This window comes from Micromonospora sp. DT46 (assembly GCF_049841735.1).
Classification (GTDB): domain Bacteria; phylum Actinomycetota; class Actinomycetes; order Mycobacteriales; family Micromonosporaceae; genus Micromonospora; species Micromonospora reichwaldensis.
On sequence record NZ_JBNCKW010000010.1, the window covers coordinates 62,808 to 78,843 of the forward strand.

Consider the following 16,036-nt stretch of genomic DNA (forward strand, 5'->3'; position numbering starts at 1 on the left):
GTGTTCGACAGCTCAGCCGGGTGATCGACAGCGCACCGTCATCGGCATTGCACCGTGATCGACGTTGCACCGGGCGAGCCTGGCTTGGGCGGGCCGGGGCCACGCCACTACAGTCCCAGGAATGCCGGAGATGGTGCAGCCCCAGGTCAAGCTCGTCGCGTGGACGCACTTCGAGGCCCCCGACGACGTGCCGTGGTCGACCGACGCCGAGGGCGGCCAGGCGCTCGCGGAGTTCGCCGGCCGGGCCTGCTACCAGAGCTGGAAGAAGCCGAACCCGGCCACCGCCACCAACGCCGGCTACCTCGCGCACATCCTGGAGGTCGGCCACCTGAGCGTGCTGGAGCACGGCTCGGTCAGCTTCTACTTCAGCGGGGTCTCCCGCTCGTTCACCCACGAGCTGATCCGGCACCGGCACTTCTCGTACTCGCAGCTCTCCCAGCGGTACGTGCCGGAGCGCGACGCCGCCATGGTCGAGCCCTCGGTGATCGCCGACGACCCGGAGCTGCACAAGAAGTTCGTGGAGGCCGCCGAGGCGAGCGTGCGCGCGTACAACGAGCTGCTGGAGGGGCTGGAGCGGCGCTTCGCCGACGTGGAGAACGCCACGCTGCGGCGCAAGCAGGCCCGCCAGGCGGCCCGCGCGGTGCTGCCCAACGCCACCGAGACGCGCATCGTCGTCACCGGCAACTACCGGGCCTGGCGGCACTTCATCGCCATGCGCGCGACGGAGCACGCCGACGTGGAGATCCGCGAGCTGGCGGTGGAGTGCCTGCGCCAGCTCCAGGGCGTCGCCCCGAACGTCTTCGCCGACTTCGTCATCTCGGCCCTGCCCGACGGCACCGAGGTGGCGGCGAGCCCGCACGCCGAGCTGTCCTGAGGGCTTCCCCGGCGGGGCGCCGGTGGTCGTCCGCTAGGTTGGTGGCATGACGCACGACCACCCTGACACGCCCGCCCGGGCGGTGTCCCGCCCCTTCGGGCGAGTCCTCACGGCCATGGTGACCCCGTTCACCGCCGACGGCTCGCTCGACCTCGACGGCGCCGCGCGGCTCGCCAGCTACCTGGTCGACGAGCAGGGCAACGACGCGCTGGTGGTCAACGGCACCACCGGCGAGTCGCCGACCACCACCGAGGCCGAGAAGGAACAGCTGATCCGGGCCGTGGTGGAGGCCGTCGGTGACCGCGCCAAGGTCGTCGCCGGGGTCGGCACCAACGACACCCGGCACACCATCGAGCTCTCCACGGCCGCCGAGAAGGCGGGCGCGCACGGCCTGCTCGTGGTCACGCCCTACTACAACAAGCCGCCGCAGAGCGGCCTGCTGCGGCACTTCACCGCCGTCGCGGACGCCACCGGGCTGCCGGTGATGCTCTACGACATCCCGCACCGGGCGGGCGTCCCGATCGACACCGAGACGATGGTGCGCCTGGCCGAACACGCCCGGATCGTCGCGGTGAAGGACGCCAAGGGCGACCTGACCGCCACGAGCTGGGTCACCAGCCGGACGAACCTCGCCTTCTACAGCGGCGAGGACGCGCTCACCCTGCCTTCGCTGGCCGTGGGCGGCGTGGGCGTGGTCGGCACCTCGACCCACTTCACCGGTGCGCTCACCAAGCAGATGATCGAGGCGTACGACGCGGGGGACACCGCCGCCGCGCTGACCCTGCACCGGCGGCTGCTGCCGCTGTTCACCGGCATCTTCCGTACCCAGGGCGTGATCCTGGTGAAGGCGGGCCTGGCGGCCGCCGGGAAGCCTGCCGGGCCGGTGCGTTCGCCGCTGGTCGACGCGACCGACGACGAGATCGCCCAGCTCCGCGCCGACAGCGCGGCGGCAGGCGTGGAACTTTCCGAATGACCGAACGACACGACGGACGCCGAGTGACGGCGTCGCAGAATGAGGTGGACGCGTGACCGAGGCGCACTTCGAGACGGAACTGCCCCCGCCGCTGCCGGAGGGTGGGCTGCGGATCATCCCGCTCGGCGGGCTCGGCGCCATCGGTCGCAACATGACCGTCTTCGAGTACGACGGCAAGCTGCTGGTGGTCGACTGCGGGGTGCTCTTCCCCGACGTGGAGCAGCCCGGGGTCGACCTGATCCTGCCCGACTTCGGTCCGATCCTGGACCGGCTCGACGACGTCCAGGCGATCGTGCTGACCCACGGCCACGAGGACCACATCGGCGCGGTTCCCTACCTGCTCGCGCACAAGCCCGACATTCCGCTGGTCGGCTCCCAGTTCACCCTCGCTCTGGTCGAGGCGAAGCTCGCCGAGCGGCGGATCCAGCCCTACACGCTGACCGTGCGGGAGGGCGGCCGGGAGCGGCTCGGCCCGTTCGAGTGCGAGTTCTTCGCGGTCAACCACTCGATCCCCGACGCGCTCGCGGTGGCCATCCGCACGCCGGCCGGCCTGGTGCTGCACACCGGCGACTTCAAGATGGACCAGCTCCCGTTGGACGGTCGGATCACCGACCTGGCCGGGTTCGCCCGGCTCGGCGCCGAGGGCGTGGACCTGCTGCTCTCGGACTCCACCAACGCGGAGATCCCCGGCTTCGTCACGCCCGAGCGGGAGATCGGGCCGGTGCTCGACTCGATCTTCGCGAAGGCCAAGGGGCGGATCATCGTCGCGTCGTTCGCCTCGCACGTGCACCGGGTGCAGCAGGTGTTCGACTCCGCGGGCGAGCACGGCCGCAAGGTCGCCCTGATCGGCCGGTCCATGGTCCGCAACATGGGCATCGCTCGCGACCTCGGGCTGCTCAACATCCCGGCCGGGCTGGTCGTCGGGCTGGAAGAGGCGACGACCCTGCCGCCCGAGCAGATCGTGCTGATGTCCACCGGTTCGCAGGGCGAGCCGATGAGCGCCCTGGGGCGGATGGCCAGCGGCGACCACCGGCACATCACCATCGCCCCCGGCGACACCGTGGTGCTCGCCTCCTCGCTGGTGCCCGGCAACGAGACCTCGGTCTACCGGGTGATCAACCGACTGGCCCGGGCCGGCGCTGTGGTGGTGCACAAGGACGTGGCCAAGGTGCACGTCTCGGGCCACGCCCCCGCCGGCGAGCTGCTCTACCTGCTCAACGTGGTCCGCCCGAGCAACCTGATGCCGGTGCACGGCGAGTGGCGGCACCTGCGCGCGCACGCCCGGCTCGGCATCGAGTCCGGCGTCGCCGCCGACCGGGTGGTGCTCTGCGAGGACGGCGACGTCGTCGACCTCGTCGAGGGCCGGGCCAGCCTGGTCGGTCACGTGAAGAGCCGCTACGTCTACGTCGACGGCCTCGCCGTCGGCGACGTCAGCGAGTCGCTGCTCACCGAGCGCCGGATCCTCGGCGACGGCGGATTCATCGCCACCACCGTGGTGGTCGACTCGGTCACCGGCAAGGTGGTGGGCGGCCCGACCCTGTCGGCGAAGGGCTTCTCCGAGGACCCGGAGGCGTTCAACCCGGTGATCCCGCTGGTCACCGAGGCCCTGAACCGGGCGGCCTCCGACGGCATCACCGATCCGCACCAGCTCCAGCAGATCGTCCGGCGCACCGTGGGACGGTGGGTGAACGACGCGTACCGCCGTCGGCCCATGATCGTCCCCACCGTCGTCGAGGTCTGACCCCGCGCCGCCGCGACGCCCGCCCGCACCCCGTGTGCCGGCGGGCGTCGCCGTGTGGCGGGCCGGTCCGGGGGCGCACCCCTGCGGCACCGCGACCGGCCGGCCGCCGACATCCCCGTGCACGTCGGCGACCGACCCGGAGCCCATCCGGAGGACCGGCCCCGGCCAGCGGAACTCAGCGGCGGCCGAGCCGGCGGCGCAGCAGCAGCAGGCCGGCCCCGAGGGCTAGCAGCGCCGCACCGAACAGGGCGTACGTGGTGCCGGCCGGACCGGTGCGGGGCAGCCTGGCCCCGTCCCCGGCGGGCGTCGCCGGAGCCGACGTGGCGCTCGGAGCCGACGTGGCGCTCGGCGTGGACGTGACGCTCGGCGTCGCCGCCGGCGGAGTCGTCGGGGCGCCGCCCCCCGTGCCGCCTGGCACGGGCACGGTGACCGAGGTGTCCTTGTTGGTGTACCGGTTGGTGGGCGCGAGATACAGGCGGATGCTCCCCGCCCTCTCGCTGACCGCGAGGCGGATGTGCACCGTGTCCGTGGCGCCCGCCTTCAGCTCGCCGGACCGGATGATCTCGCAGCCCTTGCCGGCCATCCGACCGCTGTCCGAGCACAGCGGCCAGATCACCTGCACACCCTTCGGGGGGACGAGGTTCAGCGAGTAGCCGCCGAGGGTGAAGGTGCCGGTGTTGCGTACCCGGGCCGTCACCCCCATCGACGCGTCGACGACCGGGCTGGCGGTGGCCCGCAGCCGCAGCGACGTCCGGTCCGGCCAGTTGACGCGGAAGTCGGTGGGGCCCTCCGTGCCACCGGCGGCGTCCCGGCCGGCGACGGATCCCCAGCTGCTCACGCCGAAGACCGGCTCGGCCGCCGTCGCCCTCAGCGCCAGCCGGTACACCTGCCGACCACCGGCCGGCACCTGCGTGCCACCGCAGACCCAGGTCTGGGGCGACCCGGCGCCGCGGCAGTCGCCACCCGAGGTCACGGTCAGCCCGGCCGGCAGACGCAGGACGAAGAAGCCCTTCGCCGCCGCCTTTCCGACGTTGCTGACGGAGACCTCCAGGGGCCCCGCCGGGTGCCACGGGTCGCCGCTGAGGAAGACCAGATCCGGCCGGGCGACGATGGTCGGCTCGGCGGTCGTGGTCGGGGTGGGTGTGGGGTCGTGTGCCGACGCGGGCGGGGCGGGGGCGACCAGCGCCAACAGGGCGGGGGCCAGCAGGGCGGTGGCCGCCACGGCGCCGGCGCGGAACGGATGCGTCATCGTGAACTCCCGGGACTCGGTGTCGGTGATGGAGAGACCACCCGGACCAGCCTCCGGTTGCACGATGTCGGAAGCCCGTCAGGGCGGCTCGGCGTACCCGTCGGCCGCGTCCACGGTCGTGTCGAGCAGGCCGGCGAGTCGCCGGCCGGCCCGCGTCAGGCCAGCAGCGCGTTCAACTCGCCGTAGCCCATCGCGCCGGCCAGCGAGTCGTACGACCCGGAGCGCAGCGCCTCCGTGGCGGCCCGGCGGACCAGCCCGTACGCGGCCTCGGCGAGCGCCGAGCCGAGGCTGACCCGGGCCACGCCAAGCCCCGCCAGCGTGGCGACGGGAAGCCCACCCGGCCCGGTGAGCACGTTGACCGGCCCCTCGATGCCGGCGACCAGCGCGCCGATGGTCTCGGCGTCGGCCACGCCCGGCACGAAGATCCCGTCCGCGCCCGCCGCCCGGTACGCGACCGCGCGGCGCAGCGTCTCCGCCAGCCGTTCCGCCGGGTCGCCCACCGCCCGCAGGAACACGTCGGTGCGGGCGTTGACGAAGAGCCGCACCCCCGCCGCGTCCGCCGCCTCCCGGGCGGCCCGGATCCGGGCGCACTGCTCGTCGACCGGGCGCAGCGGGGACGTCCCGGCCGGCGCGGCGTCCTCGATGTTCACGCCGACCGCGCCGGCGGCCAGCACGCCGGTCACGGTGTGGGCGACCCCGGCCGGGTCGGCGGCGTACCCGCTCTCGATGTCCGCGGTGACCGGGACGGTGACGGCGGCGGCGACCCGGGCGACCACCGCCAGGGCGCGCTCGCGGTCCAGTTCGTCCCCGTCCGGGACGCCCAGGCTCCACGAGACGCCGGCGCTGGTGGTGGCGACCGCCGCCGCGCCGCAGTCGGCCACGATCCGGGCGCTCGCCACGTCCCAGGCGTTGGGCAGGACGAGCGGGGCGCCGGGGCGGTGCAGGGAGTGCAGGAGCAGGGCGGTGCGCTGGTGGTGCGTCGTCGTCATGGTGCCAGTCCAGCAGGGCGGCAGGAGATCGTCCGGCGGGTTTCGGACCTCACCGGTGAGCCGCCGCCCGGCCCGGCAGTCAGGGCAGGGCGGCGACCGCCTCGGCGTACGCGACGGCGGTGTCCACGGCCGCGTCGAGCAGGACCGTGAGCTGGGCCGGGGCCACCCCGTGCGCCAGGTCGGTGGCGACGTGACCGGCCAGCAGCAGCTCGCCCTCCCGCTCGTGCACGTACGCCTTCGGCAGCAGCCGGTCGTGGTTCCAGGCGTTGCAGAAGGCGTACGCCTCCGCGAGCCGGTCGGCCGGCAGCCGGCGGTTCGCCACGGACCGGGCCTGGAGGATCTCGCCCCGCTCGCCGGCGCGCCGGAACTGGATCAGCGCCTCGCCCCACCGGCCCGTGACGGCGCCACGGTCGTCCACCGCGTACCGGTCCCCGCGCCGGTCCAGCTCGGCGGTGATCATCGCCAGGCTCAGCGGGCGTGGCTCCCCGTCCGGCAGGACGTCGTCGGGCGGGTCGTCGGCGTCGTCGGCGTCGTCGTCGGGCGGCAGGGGCACCGGTGCGGCGGCCGGCCGTTCGGCCAGCCAGGACGCGATCCGGCCGGACTGGTGGCCGGTGCCGTTGCGGGCGTCGAAGCTGCCGGCCAGCGCGGTTGCCACCCCGAGCAGGGTGGCGCCCAGCGTGGCCACGTCGAGCTCGGCGGCCGGCCGCACCCCGTACGCCGGGCGGTGCACCGTCCGCCCGCCGAGCCCCGCCTCCACGGCGAGGGCGCAGACCAGCGCACCGGCGGCGGCGAACTCCATCGCGGACAGGTCGTCGTGCGGCCGGTCCAGCCGGGGCAGCTGCTCGGCGAGGACATCGACGCCCCGGGCGGGGTGCCCGGCCAGCGCGCACCACCGCAGGTGGGTCGCGAGCAGCGGGAAGGCGGCCCGCTCCCGCCGGTGCCGCCGGTACGCCCGCACGTGCGCCTCGGCCGCCCGCTCCGGCTGGCCGGCCCGCAGCCACGACAGCAGCCCGGCGACCAGCGTCCGCTCTGGCTGCTCGGTGCAGTCGACGTCGCCGTGCGGGGAGTCGGGCAGGGCGGCCAGCGCGGCCCGGTGGTCGCCCCAGCCGGCGAGCAGTTCCGCCCGTCGGGCCGCCGCGCAGTCCGGGCAGCCGCCGACCGGCCCCGGATCGGCCGTCGACCAGCGGTCGTACCACCGCCGGGCGGTGGGCTCGTCGCCGAGGTGGTCGGCGATGCGGCAGCGCAGCTCGGCGACCACCGCCGGGTCGTCGGCGGCGCGCGCGGCGAGGTCGTCCAGCATGGCCCGGGCCTGGTCCAGCCCGACCCGGGGCGAGCCGAGCAGGGCCTCGACCGCGTACCGCCGGTAGCGTCGCAGCGGCTCGGCCTGGTCTTCGGCCAGCAGGTCGGGGCGGCGCTCCACCGTGGCGAGGCAGCGGCGCACCGGCTCGACCAGCCGCCACCGCTGCCCGTGCAGGAGGTACGCCTCGATGAGCGCGATCCGGGCCGCCAGCGCCGTCCGGTCGTCGCCCGTGGCGTCGGCGTGCGCCGCGATCCGTTCCAGCTCGGTGCTGCGGGCCTCGCCGTCGGGGGTGTCGCGGGCGTCGGCGAGCGCTTCGGCCAGCGCGGGGTCGGACCCCCGGCCCCCGCGCCGCAGCCCGCTCCACCAGCCGGGCAGCCCGAACGGGTCGAGGCCGCGACCGGCCAGGTCACCGCCGCGGCCCGTCACGCCACCACCCCGCCGGGCAGCCGGGCCACCTCGGTGGCGAGCTGGCAGCCGGTGGCGATGCCGCAGTCGAGCAACTGGTCGAGCTGGTGCGCGGTGACGCCGCGTTCCAGGTCGGTGATGACCTCGCCGCAGATCCGGGCCCGCCCGTCGTCCTCGACGTGCACGAAGGCCTTCGGCCAGAGCCGGTCGTGGTTCCACGCGTTGCAGAAGGCGTGCAACGCCGGCACGTACTCGATGGGGAACGCCGGCGCGGTCAGGGTGCGGACCTGGAGCAGTTCCCCGTTGGCGCCGGGGCGCAGGAACCAGATCAGGCTGTCGTCCCAGCGGCCGACCAGGTCGCCGTCGGCGTCGGCCTGGACCCGGTATCCCCGGCTGTGCAGCACGGCGGCGATCAGCTCGCCGGTCAGCGGTTCCAGCGTCCCCGGGTGCCCGGCCAGGTGGCCGTCCCGACCGTCCTCGGTTCCCGGCGACGCCATGGGGGCAACCCTTCTGAGGCAGATATCACGTGACGCGGCGGGGCCCGCGCTGCGACACGCGGACACGACCCGGAAAGGCGGCGATCTGCCGGGTCACGCCATTAGGTTGATGCTATGGCGGGCCGTACCTCTCAGGCGAGCCGGCGGCGCGGCGCGTCGCCGCGTGGCACCACGAACAGTCGTGCCCGTCAGCCGGCGAAGAAGGCCGGCCGGGCGGCACCCCGGCGGCGGCCGGCGGCCCGGTCCGGCCCGGGCCCGATGGTCGGGCAGGCGGTCCGCGCACTGTGGATGGGGATGGCGCACGGTCTCGGCTGGGCGTTCCGGCAGGCCGGCTCCGCCCGGGGGCTCGACCCGGAGCAGCGCCGCGACGGCGCGGGCCTGCTGGTCTTCGGAATCGCCCTGCTCAGCGCGGTGGCCCTCTGGTTCTCCGGCGCCGGCCCGGTGGGCGCGCGGCTGGCCGACACCTTCCGCCTCTTCCTCGGGGCGATCTCGGTCGTGGTGCCGGTACTGCTGATGATCGGCGCCTGGCGGCTGATGCGCGAGCCCGTCGATCCCGAGCACCGCGGCCGGGGCCTGGTCGGCTGGACCTCGATGCTGGTCGCCACCGCCGCGATGCTGCACATCGGACAGGACCCGGCCGACGCGGGCCAGCGCGACTTCGCCGGCGGCCTGGTCGGCGCCGGCGTCGGCAGCCTGATGGAGCGGGCGGTCACCGCCTGGGTGGCCGTGCCGCTGCTGATCCTGCTGCTGGTCTTCGGCCTGCTGGTGGTCACCGCGACCCCGATCAACAAGGTCCCGGAGCGGCTCGGCCTGCTGTTCGGCACCCGGATCGCCCCGCCGGTGGTGGAGGAGGAGACGGACGAGGAGCCCGCCCGGCCGGCGCCCCGTAAGCGCCCGGCGAAGCGGGCGGCCCCGCCGCCGCCCGACCCGGCGGAGTTCGACGACGACCTCGACGGGGTGGACCTCCAGGAGACCCTGGTGCTGCCCCGCAAGCCCCCGGGCCGGGTTCCGGCCACCCGCAAGCCGGCGGAGCCGCCGGAGCACTCGCCCGCCCCGACGCGGGCCGAGCAGCTCGCGCTGACCGGGCTGGCGGGCGACTACACGCTGCCGCCGGCGAACATCCTCGGCAGTGGCGCGGCCCCGAAGTCCCGGAGCAAGGCCAACGACGAGGTGATCGTCGCGCTCACCGGCGTCTTCGAGCAGTTCGGTGTGGACGCGGCCGTCACCGGGTTCACCCGCGGGCCGACCGTCACCCGCTACGAGGTGGAGCTGGGCCCGGGCGTCAAGGTCGAGCGGATCACCCAGCTCTCCCGCAACATCGCGTACGCGGTGAAGTCGCCGGACGTGCGGATCCTCAGCCCGATCCCGGGCAAGAGCGCGGTCGGGGTGGAGATCCCGAACACCGACCCGGAGAACGTGGCGCTCGGCGACGTGTTGCGGTCGCGGGCCGCCACCAGCGACCACCATCCGATGGTGGTGGCGCTCGGCAAGGACATCGAGGGCGGCTACGTGGTGGCCAACCTCGCCAAGATGCCGCACATCCTGATCGCCGGCGCGACGGGCGCGGGCAAGTCGTCCTGCCTGAACTCGCTGCTGGTGTCCATCCTCACCCGGGCCACGCCGGACGAGGTGCGGCTGCTGCTGATCGACCCGAAGCGGGTCGAGATGACGGGCTACGAGGGCATCCCGCACCTGGTCACCCCGATCGTGACCAACGCGAAGAAGGCGGCCGACTCGCTGGAGTGGGTCGTCCGCGAGATGGACATGCGCTACGACGACCTCGCCGCCAACGGGGTCCGGCACATCGACGACTTCAACCGCAAGGTGCGCAACGGCGAGATCAAGGCGCCGCCGGGCAGCGAGCGGGAGATGCGCCCGTACCCGTACCTGCTGGTGATCGTGGACGAGCTGGCCGACCTGATGATGGTCGCCCCGCGCGACGTGGAGGACTCGGTCGTCCGGATCACCCAGCTCGCCCGCGCGGCCGGCATCCACCTGGTGCTGGCCACCCAACGCCCGTCGGTCGACGTGGTCACCGGCCTGATCAAGGCCAACGTGCCGTCCCGCCTGGCGTTCGCCACCTCCTCGCTGGCCGACTCGCGGGTCATTCTCGACCAGCCGGGCGCGGAGAAGCTGCTGGGCCGCGGCGACGGCCTGTTCCTGCCGATGGGCGCCTCGAAGCCGATCCGGATCCAGGGCGCCTGGGTGACCGAGCGCGAGATCGCCGACGTGGTGAAGTTCTGCAAGGACCAGCGCGAGCCGGAGTTCCGCCCGGACGTGCTCGTCGCGCCGGACGCCGGCAAGAAGAAGATCGACGAGGAGATCGGCGACGACCTCGACCTGCTGGTGCAGGCGGTCGAGCTGGTGGTCACCTCGCAGTTCGGCTCGACCTCGATGCTCCAGCGCAAGCTGCGAGTCGGCTTCGCCAAGGCGGGGCGGCTGATGGACCTGATGGAGACCCGGGGCGTGGTCGGCCCGTCGGAGGGGTCCAAGGCCCGCGACGTGCTGGTCAAGCCGGACGAGCTGGAGGAGGTCCTGGTCGGCCTGCGCGGCGGCGAGGACTAGGACTCCGGCCACACACGCGATGGGCCCGCCGGCCGGACACGCGACGGGCCCGCCGGCACGCCGGCGGGCCCGGTCTCCGCTGGGGGAGCGGCGGGGTCAGTTGTTGACGAGGGCGTTGATGAGCAGGCTGACCACGATGGCGGCCACGTTGGCGGCGGCGGCGTACCAGCCGAGCGGCTTGTCACCGAGCACGGCGCCGACGATGCCCAGGACCAGCCCGATCACGCCGAAGATGAGCGGGTTGAGCAGAAGCGCGAGGACCGCGAACACGAAGCCCACGATGGTGCAGATGCGGGCGGCGTTGGTGCGCGGGCGGGCGGTCGAGTGCATGTTGGCCATGTCTGCCTCCGTGGGTGAGAGCCTTTCCGGTGCCAGGCACAGCTCTACCCACTGTGGTCGTCCGTCACGCCTCGCCCCTGTGGACGCCGGTCAGTGGAAGACCTTCAGGCCGACGACGCCGGCGACCACCAGCAGTAGGCAGGCTATCCGGGGCAGGCTGGCCGGCTCGTTCAGCGCGAGCATCCCGACCAGGGCGGTGCCGACCGCCCCGATGCCGACCCAGACGACGTAGCCGGTGCCGACCGGGATCTCGCGCAGCGCGTACGCCAGGCCGGCCATGCTGAGCACCAGGGTCACCACGAAGACCAGCGACGGGACGAGCCGGGTGAAGCCGGCGCTGCGGTCGAGGGCGATCGCCCACGCGGTCTCGAGAAGTCCGGAGACCACCAGCACGATCCAGGCCATGGAAGATCACCTCTGCGTAGGCGCCCGGACCAGCGGGCCGGGAGGAGTGGGTTCGGTACACACACGCGGGGCGTCTTGGCCTGACCGGGTACGCCCACCACTCGTCCGGGGCGACCTCGGGCCGCCACGACCGACGGTAGCACCGGCCGGGCGGCTTCCGGGGTGAGCCGGGCCACCACGGGTTGACGTGAACCTCGCTTCAACTTGCAGTATCGGGGTATGCCGCTGCTCTTCTCCGATCCCGAGGTCGCCGCCGCGCTGGACGCCCCCACCACGGTCGCCGCGATGCGGGACGCCCTGCTCGCCGCGTACGCCGGCCGCCTGGTGTCCCCGCCCCGGGCCGCCGCGCCGCTGGGCGGGGGACGGATGGTGCTCACCGCCGGCCACCTCACCGGCGAGTGGTACGGCTACCGCTCGTACGACACGTTCGGGCACCCGGAGAGCGAGCAGGTGGTCGTGCTGCACGACGGGCGCACCGGGGCGGTCCGGGCGGTGGCGGTCGGCGAGGAGCTGGGCTCCCGGCGTACCGGCGGGCTCGGCGGGGTCGCCGTGGACGCCCTGGCCCGGCCGGACGCCGCCACCCTGGGCGTGATCGGCTCCGGCGGGCAGGCGTGGACCCAGGTCTGGGCCGCCGCCGCCGTCCGCCCGCTGCGCGAGGTCACCGTGCACAGCCGCTCCGTCGCCCGGCGGGAGTCGTTCGCCGCCCGGGTCCGCGCCGAGCTGGGCGTGCCGGCGCGGGCGGTGGACTCGGCGCGGGCCGCCGTCCGGGACCGCGACGTCGTGGTGCTCGCCACCACCGCCGTCGGCCCCGTGCTCGACGCCGCCGACCTGGCCCCCGGCACCCACGTGAACACGGTCGGCTTCAAGCAGGTCGACCGGCACGAGTTCGGCACCGACCTGCTGGACGCCGCCGACCTGCTGGTCACCGACTCGCCGGCGCAGGCGGCCGCGTACGACCCGCCGATGCTGGCGACGCTGCCCGCGTACGCCGGGCGGTTGCGCGACCTGGGCGCGGTGCTGGCCGGCGCCGTCCCCGGCCGGACCGGCGCGGACCAGGTGTCGGTCTTCTGCTCGACCGGCCTGGCCGGCACGGAGGTCTTCCTGCTCGACCGGCTGGTCGGGGTGGGCGCGGCGGCGGTCTGAGCCGGTCGTGGCCACCGGGAGCGCGTGGCGGCCCGCCGTTGGCGGCGGCCGGCCGCGCGCCCGGTACCCTCGGATGGTGTCTGCCACCTCCCCTTCCCCCGCCGACGGCCGCCGTGTCGCCCTGCTGACCCTGGGCTGTGCCCGCAACGAGGTCGACTCGGAGGAGCTGGCCGCCCGGCTGCACGCCGACGGCTGGCAGGTCACCACCGACGGCGAGGGCGCCGACGTGGTGGTCGTGAACACGTGCGGCTTCGTGGAGAAGGCGAAGCAGGACTCCATCCAGACCCTGCTGGCCGCCGCCGACACCGGCGCCAAGGTGGTCGCCGCCGGCTGCATGGCCGAGCGGTACGGCCGCGAGCTGGCCGACAGCCTCCCCGAGGCGCAGGCGGTGCTGAGCTTCGACGACTACCCGGACATCGCCGCCCGGCTGGACGCGGTGGTGGCCGGCGAGCGGATCGGCGCGCACACCCCGCGCGACCGGCGCGAGCTGCTGCCCCTCACCCCCGTCTCCCGGCGGGACAGCGGGGTGTCGCTGCCCGGCCACGGCACCCCGGTCCGGGGCGTCACCGAGACCGACGAGCACACCCCGGCCCACCTGCGCCAGGTGCTGCGCCACCGGCTCGACACCGGCCCGGTCGCCTCGCTCAAGCTGGCCAGCGGCTGCGACCGGCGCTGCGCGTTCTGCGCCATCCCCGCCTTCCGCGGCGCCTTCGTCTCCCGTACGCCGGACGAGCTGCTCGCCGAGGCGGAGTGGCTGGCCAAGACCGGCGTCCGCGAGCTGGTGCTGGTCAGCGAGAACTCGACCTCCTACGGCAAGGACCTGGGCGACCCCCGGGCGCTGGAGAAGCTGCTGCCCCAGCTCGCCGCGATCGACGGCATCGTCCGGGTACGGGCGAGCTACCTCCAGCCGGCCGAGACCCGGCCCGGCCTGGTCGAGGCGATCGCCACCACGCCCGGCGTGGCGCCCTACTTCGACCTGTCGTTCCAGCACTCCAGCGAGCCGGTGCTGCGCCGGATGCGCCGTTTCGGCTCCACCGAGCGGTTCCTGGAGCTGCTGGCGAGCGCCCGCGCGCTGGCCCCGGCTGCGGGCGCACGGAGCAACTTCATCGTCGGCTTCCCGGGCGAGACGCGCGGCGACTACCAGGAGCTGGTCCGGTTCCTGACCGAGGCGCGGCTCGACGCGATCGGCGTGTTCGACTACAGCGACGAGGACGGCACCGAGGCCGCCGGGCTGCCCGGCAAGGTCTCCGCCGCCACCGTCAAGCGTCGCTACGACAAGCTCAGCGCGCTCGCCGACGAGCTCTGCTCGCAGCGCGCCGAGGAACGCCTGGGCTCCACGGTCGAGGTGCTGGTCGACTCGGTCGACGACGGCGTGGTCGAGGGGCGGGCGGCCCACCAGGCCCCCGAGGTCGACGGCTCGACCACCCTCGTCGCCCCGGCCGACGGCGGGGTGGACCTGGCCGCGCTGCGCCCCGGCGACCTGGTGCGGGCGACGGTGACCAGCACCGAGGGAGTGGACCTGGTGGCGGTCCCGGATGAGATGATCTCGGCGGCGCCCGGCGCAACACGGTGACGGCGGGCCCGGACGGAGCGGGGGAGCCACGTGGTGGGGTGCCAGGTACGCCACGGCCGCCGGAGCGGGGCGCGGCGGTGACCGGGGCGACGGAATCGACGCCCGCGCCGGTGGTGGCCGGCGTACCGGTGATGAACGCGGCCAACGCGCTCACCGCGCTGCGGCTGGTCCTGGTGCCGGTCTTCGCGGCGTCCGTGGTCGCCTCCGCCATGGACCACGCCGGCTGGCGGATGGTCGCCTGCCTGATCTTCGCCGTCGCCTCGGCGACCGACCTGGTCGACGGCTGGATCGCCCGCCGGTTCGCCCTCGTCACCTCGGTGGGCAAGGTCGCCGACCCGATCGCGGACAAGGCGCTCACCGGTGCGGCGCTGCTGCTGCTCTCCTGGTACGACCAGCTGCCCTGGTGGGTGACCGCCGTGATCCTCGTCCGCGAGCTGGGCATCACCGCGCTGCGCTTCTGGGTGATCCGCCACGGCGTGATCGCGGCCAGCCGGGGCGGCAAGATCAAGACTGCGCTCCAGATCCTGGCCATCACGTGGTACCTGTGGCCCATGCCGGCCGTGCTCGCCGCCGTCGGCCCGTGGATCATGGCCGCCGCGGTCGGCGTCACGCTGGTCACCGGCTTCGACTACGTCGCGCAGGCCCTCCGGCTGCGCCGCCCCGCCGCCTGACCCGGCGCCCGTACCGCCCGTCCTCTCCCGCCCCGGCCCCGCCCTCTCCCGCCCGGAGCCGCGCCCGTCGGGAAGGATGAGTAGGGCCGGCGGGGCGGGGAAAGGATCCGGGACATGGACAGTGACGCTGACGGAACGCGGCCGGCCGGCAGCCCGGCGGCCGGCGTGGTGCACAGCCTCTCGGAACGGCACGAGACCCTGGCCACCGTCGAGTCGCTCACGGGCGGCCTGCTGGCCGCCTCGATCGTGGAGATCGCCGGGGTGAGCGGCATCTACCGGGGCGGCCTGGTGGTCTACGCCACCGAGCTCAAGTCGCTGCTCGCCGACGTACCCGAGGATCTGCTGGCCGACCGGGGGCCGGTCGACCCGGACGTGGCGGTGGCCCTCGCCGAGGGCGGACGGCGCCGCTGCGGAGCCGACTGGGGCCTGGCCACCACCGGGGTGGCCGGTCCCGAACCGCAGGACGGCAAGCCGGTCGGGCTGGTCTACGTCGCGGTGGCAGGGCCGTCCGGCACCGAGGTCCGGCAGCTCGACCTGGACGGCGGTCGCGACCACGTCCGCTCGGCCGCGGTCGTCGAGGCGTTGCGGCTGCTCGCCGCGCGGATCCACCAGACCGACGCCGCCGGGGCGGCGGGGTCCGACAGCCGGGCAACCGGGGCCGACGGCGGGCGGACCGACGCGGCCGGCGCGGGCCGCCGCTGACGGCCTTCCCAGGATCCGAGGGGCGGGGTGGGATGTCGTGGGGGCCCGCAACGGGTACGGTTGCGGGAAGGCTCCGACGACCGGTCCGGCTCGACGTGCCGGACAGGCCGCCTGGAAGAGTGGTGTCCCTCAGGGGGAGGTGCGAATGGTCCTGCTACGCCGCGTGATCGGTGACGCACTGCGGGCGCGCCGGCAGGGGCAGCACCGCACCCTGCGCGAGGTCTCCTCCGCCGCCAACGTCAGCCTCGGCTACCTCTCCGAGATCGAACGCGGCCAGAAGGAGCCCTCCAGCGAGCTGCTGGCCGCGATCTGCGACGCCCTCGGTGCGCGCCTGTCCGAGCTGCTGCGTGAGGTCAGCGACACCGTCGCCCTCGCCGAGCAGATGCCCGGCGTGCTGGTGCCGGTGCAGGACGAGCCGGCCGCGCCCGTCACCGTCCGCAGGAGCACGGGTCGGGGCGTCCACCAGGTCAGCTCGGACGGCACGGTCGCCGTCCAGGTCCGCCAGGACTCCCCGCTCAAGGCCACCCTGCGCAGCTCCCGGGTCCGGGGCAGCGAGCGCGACGTGGTCTGCGCCGCCTGATCCACTCCCTCTTCCTCGCCACGTGGTCGC

General features: G+C 74.6%; 15 protein-coding genes and 1 riboswitch. Of the genes, 9 read left to right on the forward strand and 6 right to left on the reverse strand.

From position 1 onward, the window contains the following. Nucleotides 1–130 precede the first annotated feature (130 nt). The 3 genes from thyX to ACLQ20_RS25920 are packed head-to-tail and all read left to right on the forward strand — an operon-like array spanning nucleotide 131 to nucleotide 3,588. Nucleotides 131–874, forward strand: coding sequence for an FAD-dependent thymidylate synthase (gene thyX / locus ACLQ20_RS25910; protein ID WP_151457408.1), 744 nt, complete (start codon nucleotides 131–133; stop codon nucleotides 872–874). A 46-nt stretch (nucleotides 875–920) separates the two neighbouring features. After that, entirely contained in the window at nucleotides 921–1,847 is a 927-nt protein-coding gene (gene dapA / locus ACLQ20_RS25915; RefSeq protein WP_425857930.1) for a 4-hydroxy-tetrahydrodipicolinate synthase, read from the forward strand. Between the two features lie 52 nt (nucleotides 1,848–1,899). After that, on the forward strand, nucleotides 1,900–3,588 hold the full coding sequence (locus ACLQ20_RS25920; RefSeq protein ID WP_425857931.1) for a ribonuclease J: 1,689 nt from the start codon (nucleotides 1,900–1,902) through the stop codon (nucleotides 3,586–3,588). A gap of 175 nt (nucleotides 3,589–3,763) precedes the next feature. On the opposite strand, the gene ACLQ20_RS25925 is transcribed toward ACLQ20_RS25920, so the two are convergent. The 4 genes from ACLQ20_RS25925 to ACLQ20_RS25940 all read right to left on the reverse strand — a co-directional run bounded on the left by ACLQ20_RS25925 (nucleotide 3,764) and on the right by ACLQ20_RS25940 (nucleotide 8,028). Beyond that, the gene (locus ACLQ20_RS25925) at nucleotides 3,764–4,837 is read right to left on the reverse strand and encodes an LPXTG cell wall anchor domain-containing protein (protein ID WP_425857932.1); all 1,074 of its coding nucleotides are present in this window, start codon (nucleotides 4,835–4,837) and stop codon (nucleotides 3,764–3,766) included. A gap of 155 nt (nucleotides 4,838–4,992) precedes the next feature. Beyond that, nucleotides 4,993–5,826, reverse strand: a complete 834-nt coding sequence (locus ACLQ20_RS25930; protein WP_358117080.1) for an isocitrate lyase/PEP mutase family protein — start codon at nucleotides 5,824–5,826, stop codon at nucleotides 4,993–4,995. A 79-nt stretch (nucleotides 5,827–5,905) separates the two neighbouring features. Then, nucleotides 5,906–7,552 (reverse strand): YbjN domain-containing protein, encoded by a 1,647-nt coding sequence (locus ACLQ20_RS25935; RefSeq protein ID WP_425857933.1) that lies wholly within the window; start codon nucleotides 7,550–7,552, stop codon nucleotides 5,906–5,908. Further along, nucleotides 7,549–8,028, reverse strand: coding sequence for a YbjN domain-containing protein (locus ACLQ20_RS25940; RefSeq protein WP_151457194.1), 480 nt, complete (start codon nucleotides 8,026–8,028; stop codon nucleotides 7,549–7,551). The genes ACLQ20_RS25935 and ACLQ20_RS25940 overlap by 4 nt, the downstream gene beginning before the upstream one ends. 114 nt (nucleotides 8,029–8,142) lie before the next feature. Between ACLQ20_RS25940 and ACLQ20_RS25945 the strand changes: the two genes are divergently transcribed. Next, entirely contained in the window at nucleotides 8,143–10,593 is a 2,451-nt protein-coding gene (locus ACLQ20_RS25945) for a DNA translocase FtsK 4TM domain-containing protein (RefSeq protein WP_425857934.1), read from the forward strand. A gap of 96 nt (nucleotides 10,594–10,689) precedes the next feature. Here ACLQ20_RS25945 and ACLQ20_RS25950 read toward each other — a convergent pair whose 3' ends face one another. Beyond that, nucleotides 10,690–10,932 (reverse strand): hypothetical protein, encoded by a 243-nt coding sequence (locus tag ACLQ20_RS25950; RefSeq protein ID WP_425857935.1) that lies wholly within the window; start codon nucleotides 10,930–10,932, stop codon nucleotides 10,690–10,692. Between the two features lie 90 nt (nucleotides 10,933–11,022). Next, nucleotides 11,023–11,337, reverse strand: coding sequence for a DMT family transporter (locus tag ACLQ20_RS25955; protein WP_132232868.1), 315 nt, complete (start codon nucleotides 11,335–11,337; stop codon nucleotides 11,023–11,025). A 64-nt stretch (nucleotides 11,338–11,401) separates the two neighbouring features. Then, a riboswitch (guanidine-III (ykkC-III) riboswitch) is annotated at nucleotides 11,402–11,467 on the reverse strand. A gap of 89 nt (nucleotides 11,468–11,556) precedes the next feature. Between ACLQ20_RS25955 and ACLQ20_RS25960 the strand changes: the two genes are divergently transcribed. The 5 genes from ACLQ20_RS25960 (at nucleotide 11,557) to ACLQ20_RS25980 (ending at nucleotide 16,006) form a co-directional block, all read left to right on the forward strand. Continuing rightward, a complete protein-coding gene (locus ACLQ20_RS25960) occupies nucleotides 11,557–12,480 on the forward strand; it encodes an ornithine cyclodeaminase family protein (protein WP_327030828.1) in 924 nt (307 codons plus the stop codon). 73 nt (nucleotides 12,481–12,553) lie between these two features. Continuing rightward, entirely contained in the window at nucleotides 12,554–14,053 is a 1,500-nt protein-coding gene (gene rimO / locus ACLQ20_RS25965; protein ID WP_327030829.1) for a 30S ribosomal protein S12 methylthiotransferase RimO, read from the forward strand. 77 nt (nucleotides 14,054–14,130) lie between these two features. After that, nucleotides 14,131–14,724 (forward strand): CDP-diacylglycerol--glycerol-3-phosphate 3-phosphatidyltransferase, encoded by a 594-nt coding sequence (gene pgsA / locus ACLQ20_RS25970; RefSeq protein ID WP_192581643.1) that lies wholly within the window; start codon nucleotides 14,131–14,133, stop codon nucleotides 14,722–14,724. Nucleotides 14,725–14,838: 114 nt separating this feature from the next. Beyond that, nucleotides 14,839–15,426 (forward strand): CinA family protein, encoded by a 588-nt coding sequence (locus ACLQ20_RS25975; protein ID WP_151457871.1) that lies wholly within the window; start codon nucleotides 14,839–14,841, stop codon nucleotides 15,424–15,426. A gap of 145 nt (nucleotides 15,427–15,571) precedes the next feature. Continuing rightward, the gene (locus ACLQ20_RS25980; RefSeq protein ID WP_151457765.1) at nucleotides 15,572–16,006 is read left to right on the forward strand and encodes a helix-turn-helix domain-containing protein; all 435 of its coding nucleotides are present in this window, start codon (nucleotides 15,572–15,574) and stop codon (nucleotides 16,004–16,006) included. Nucleotides 16,007–16,036 lie beyond the last annotated feature (30 nt).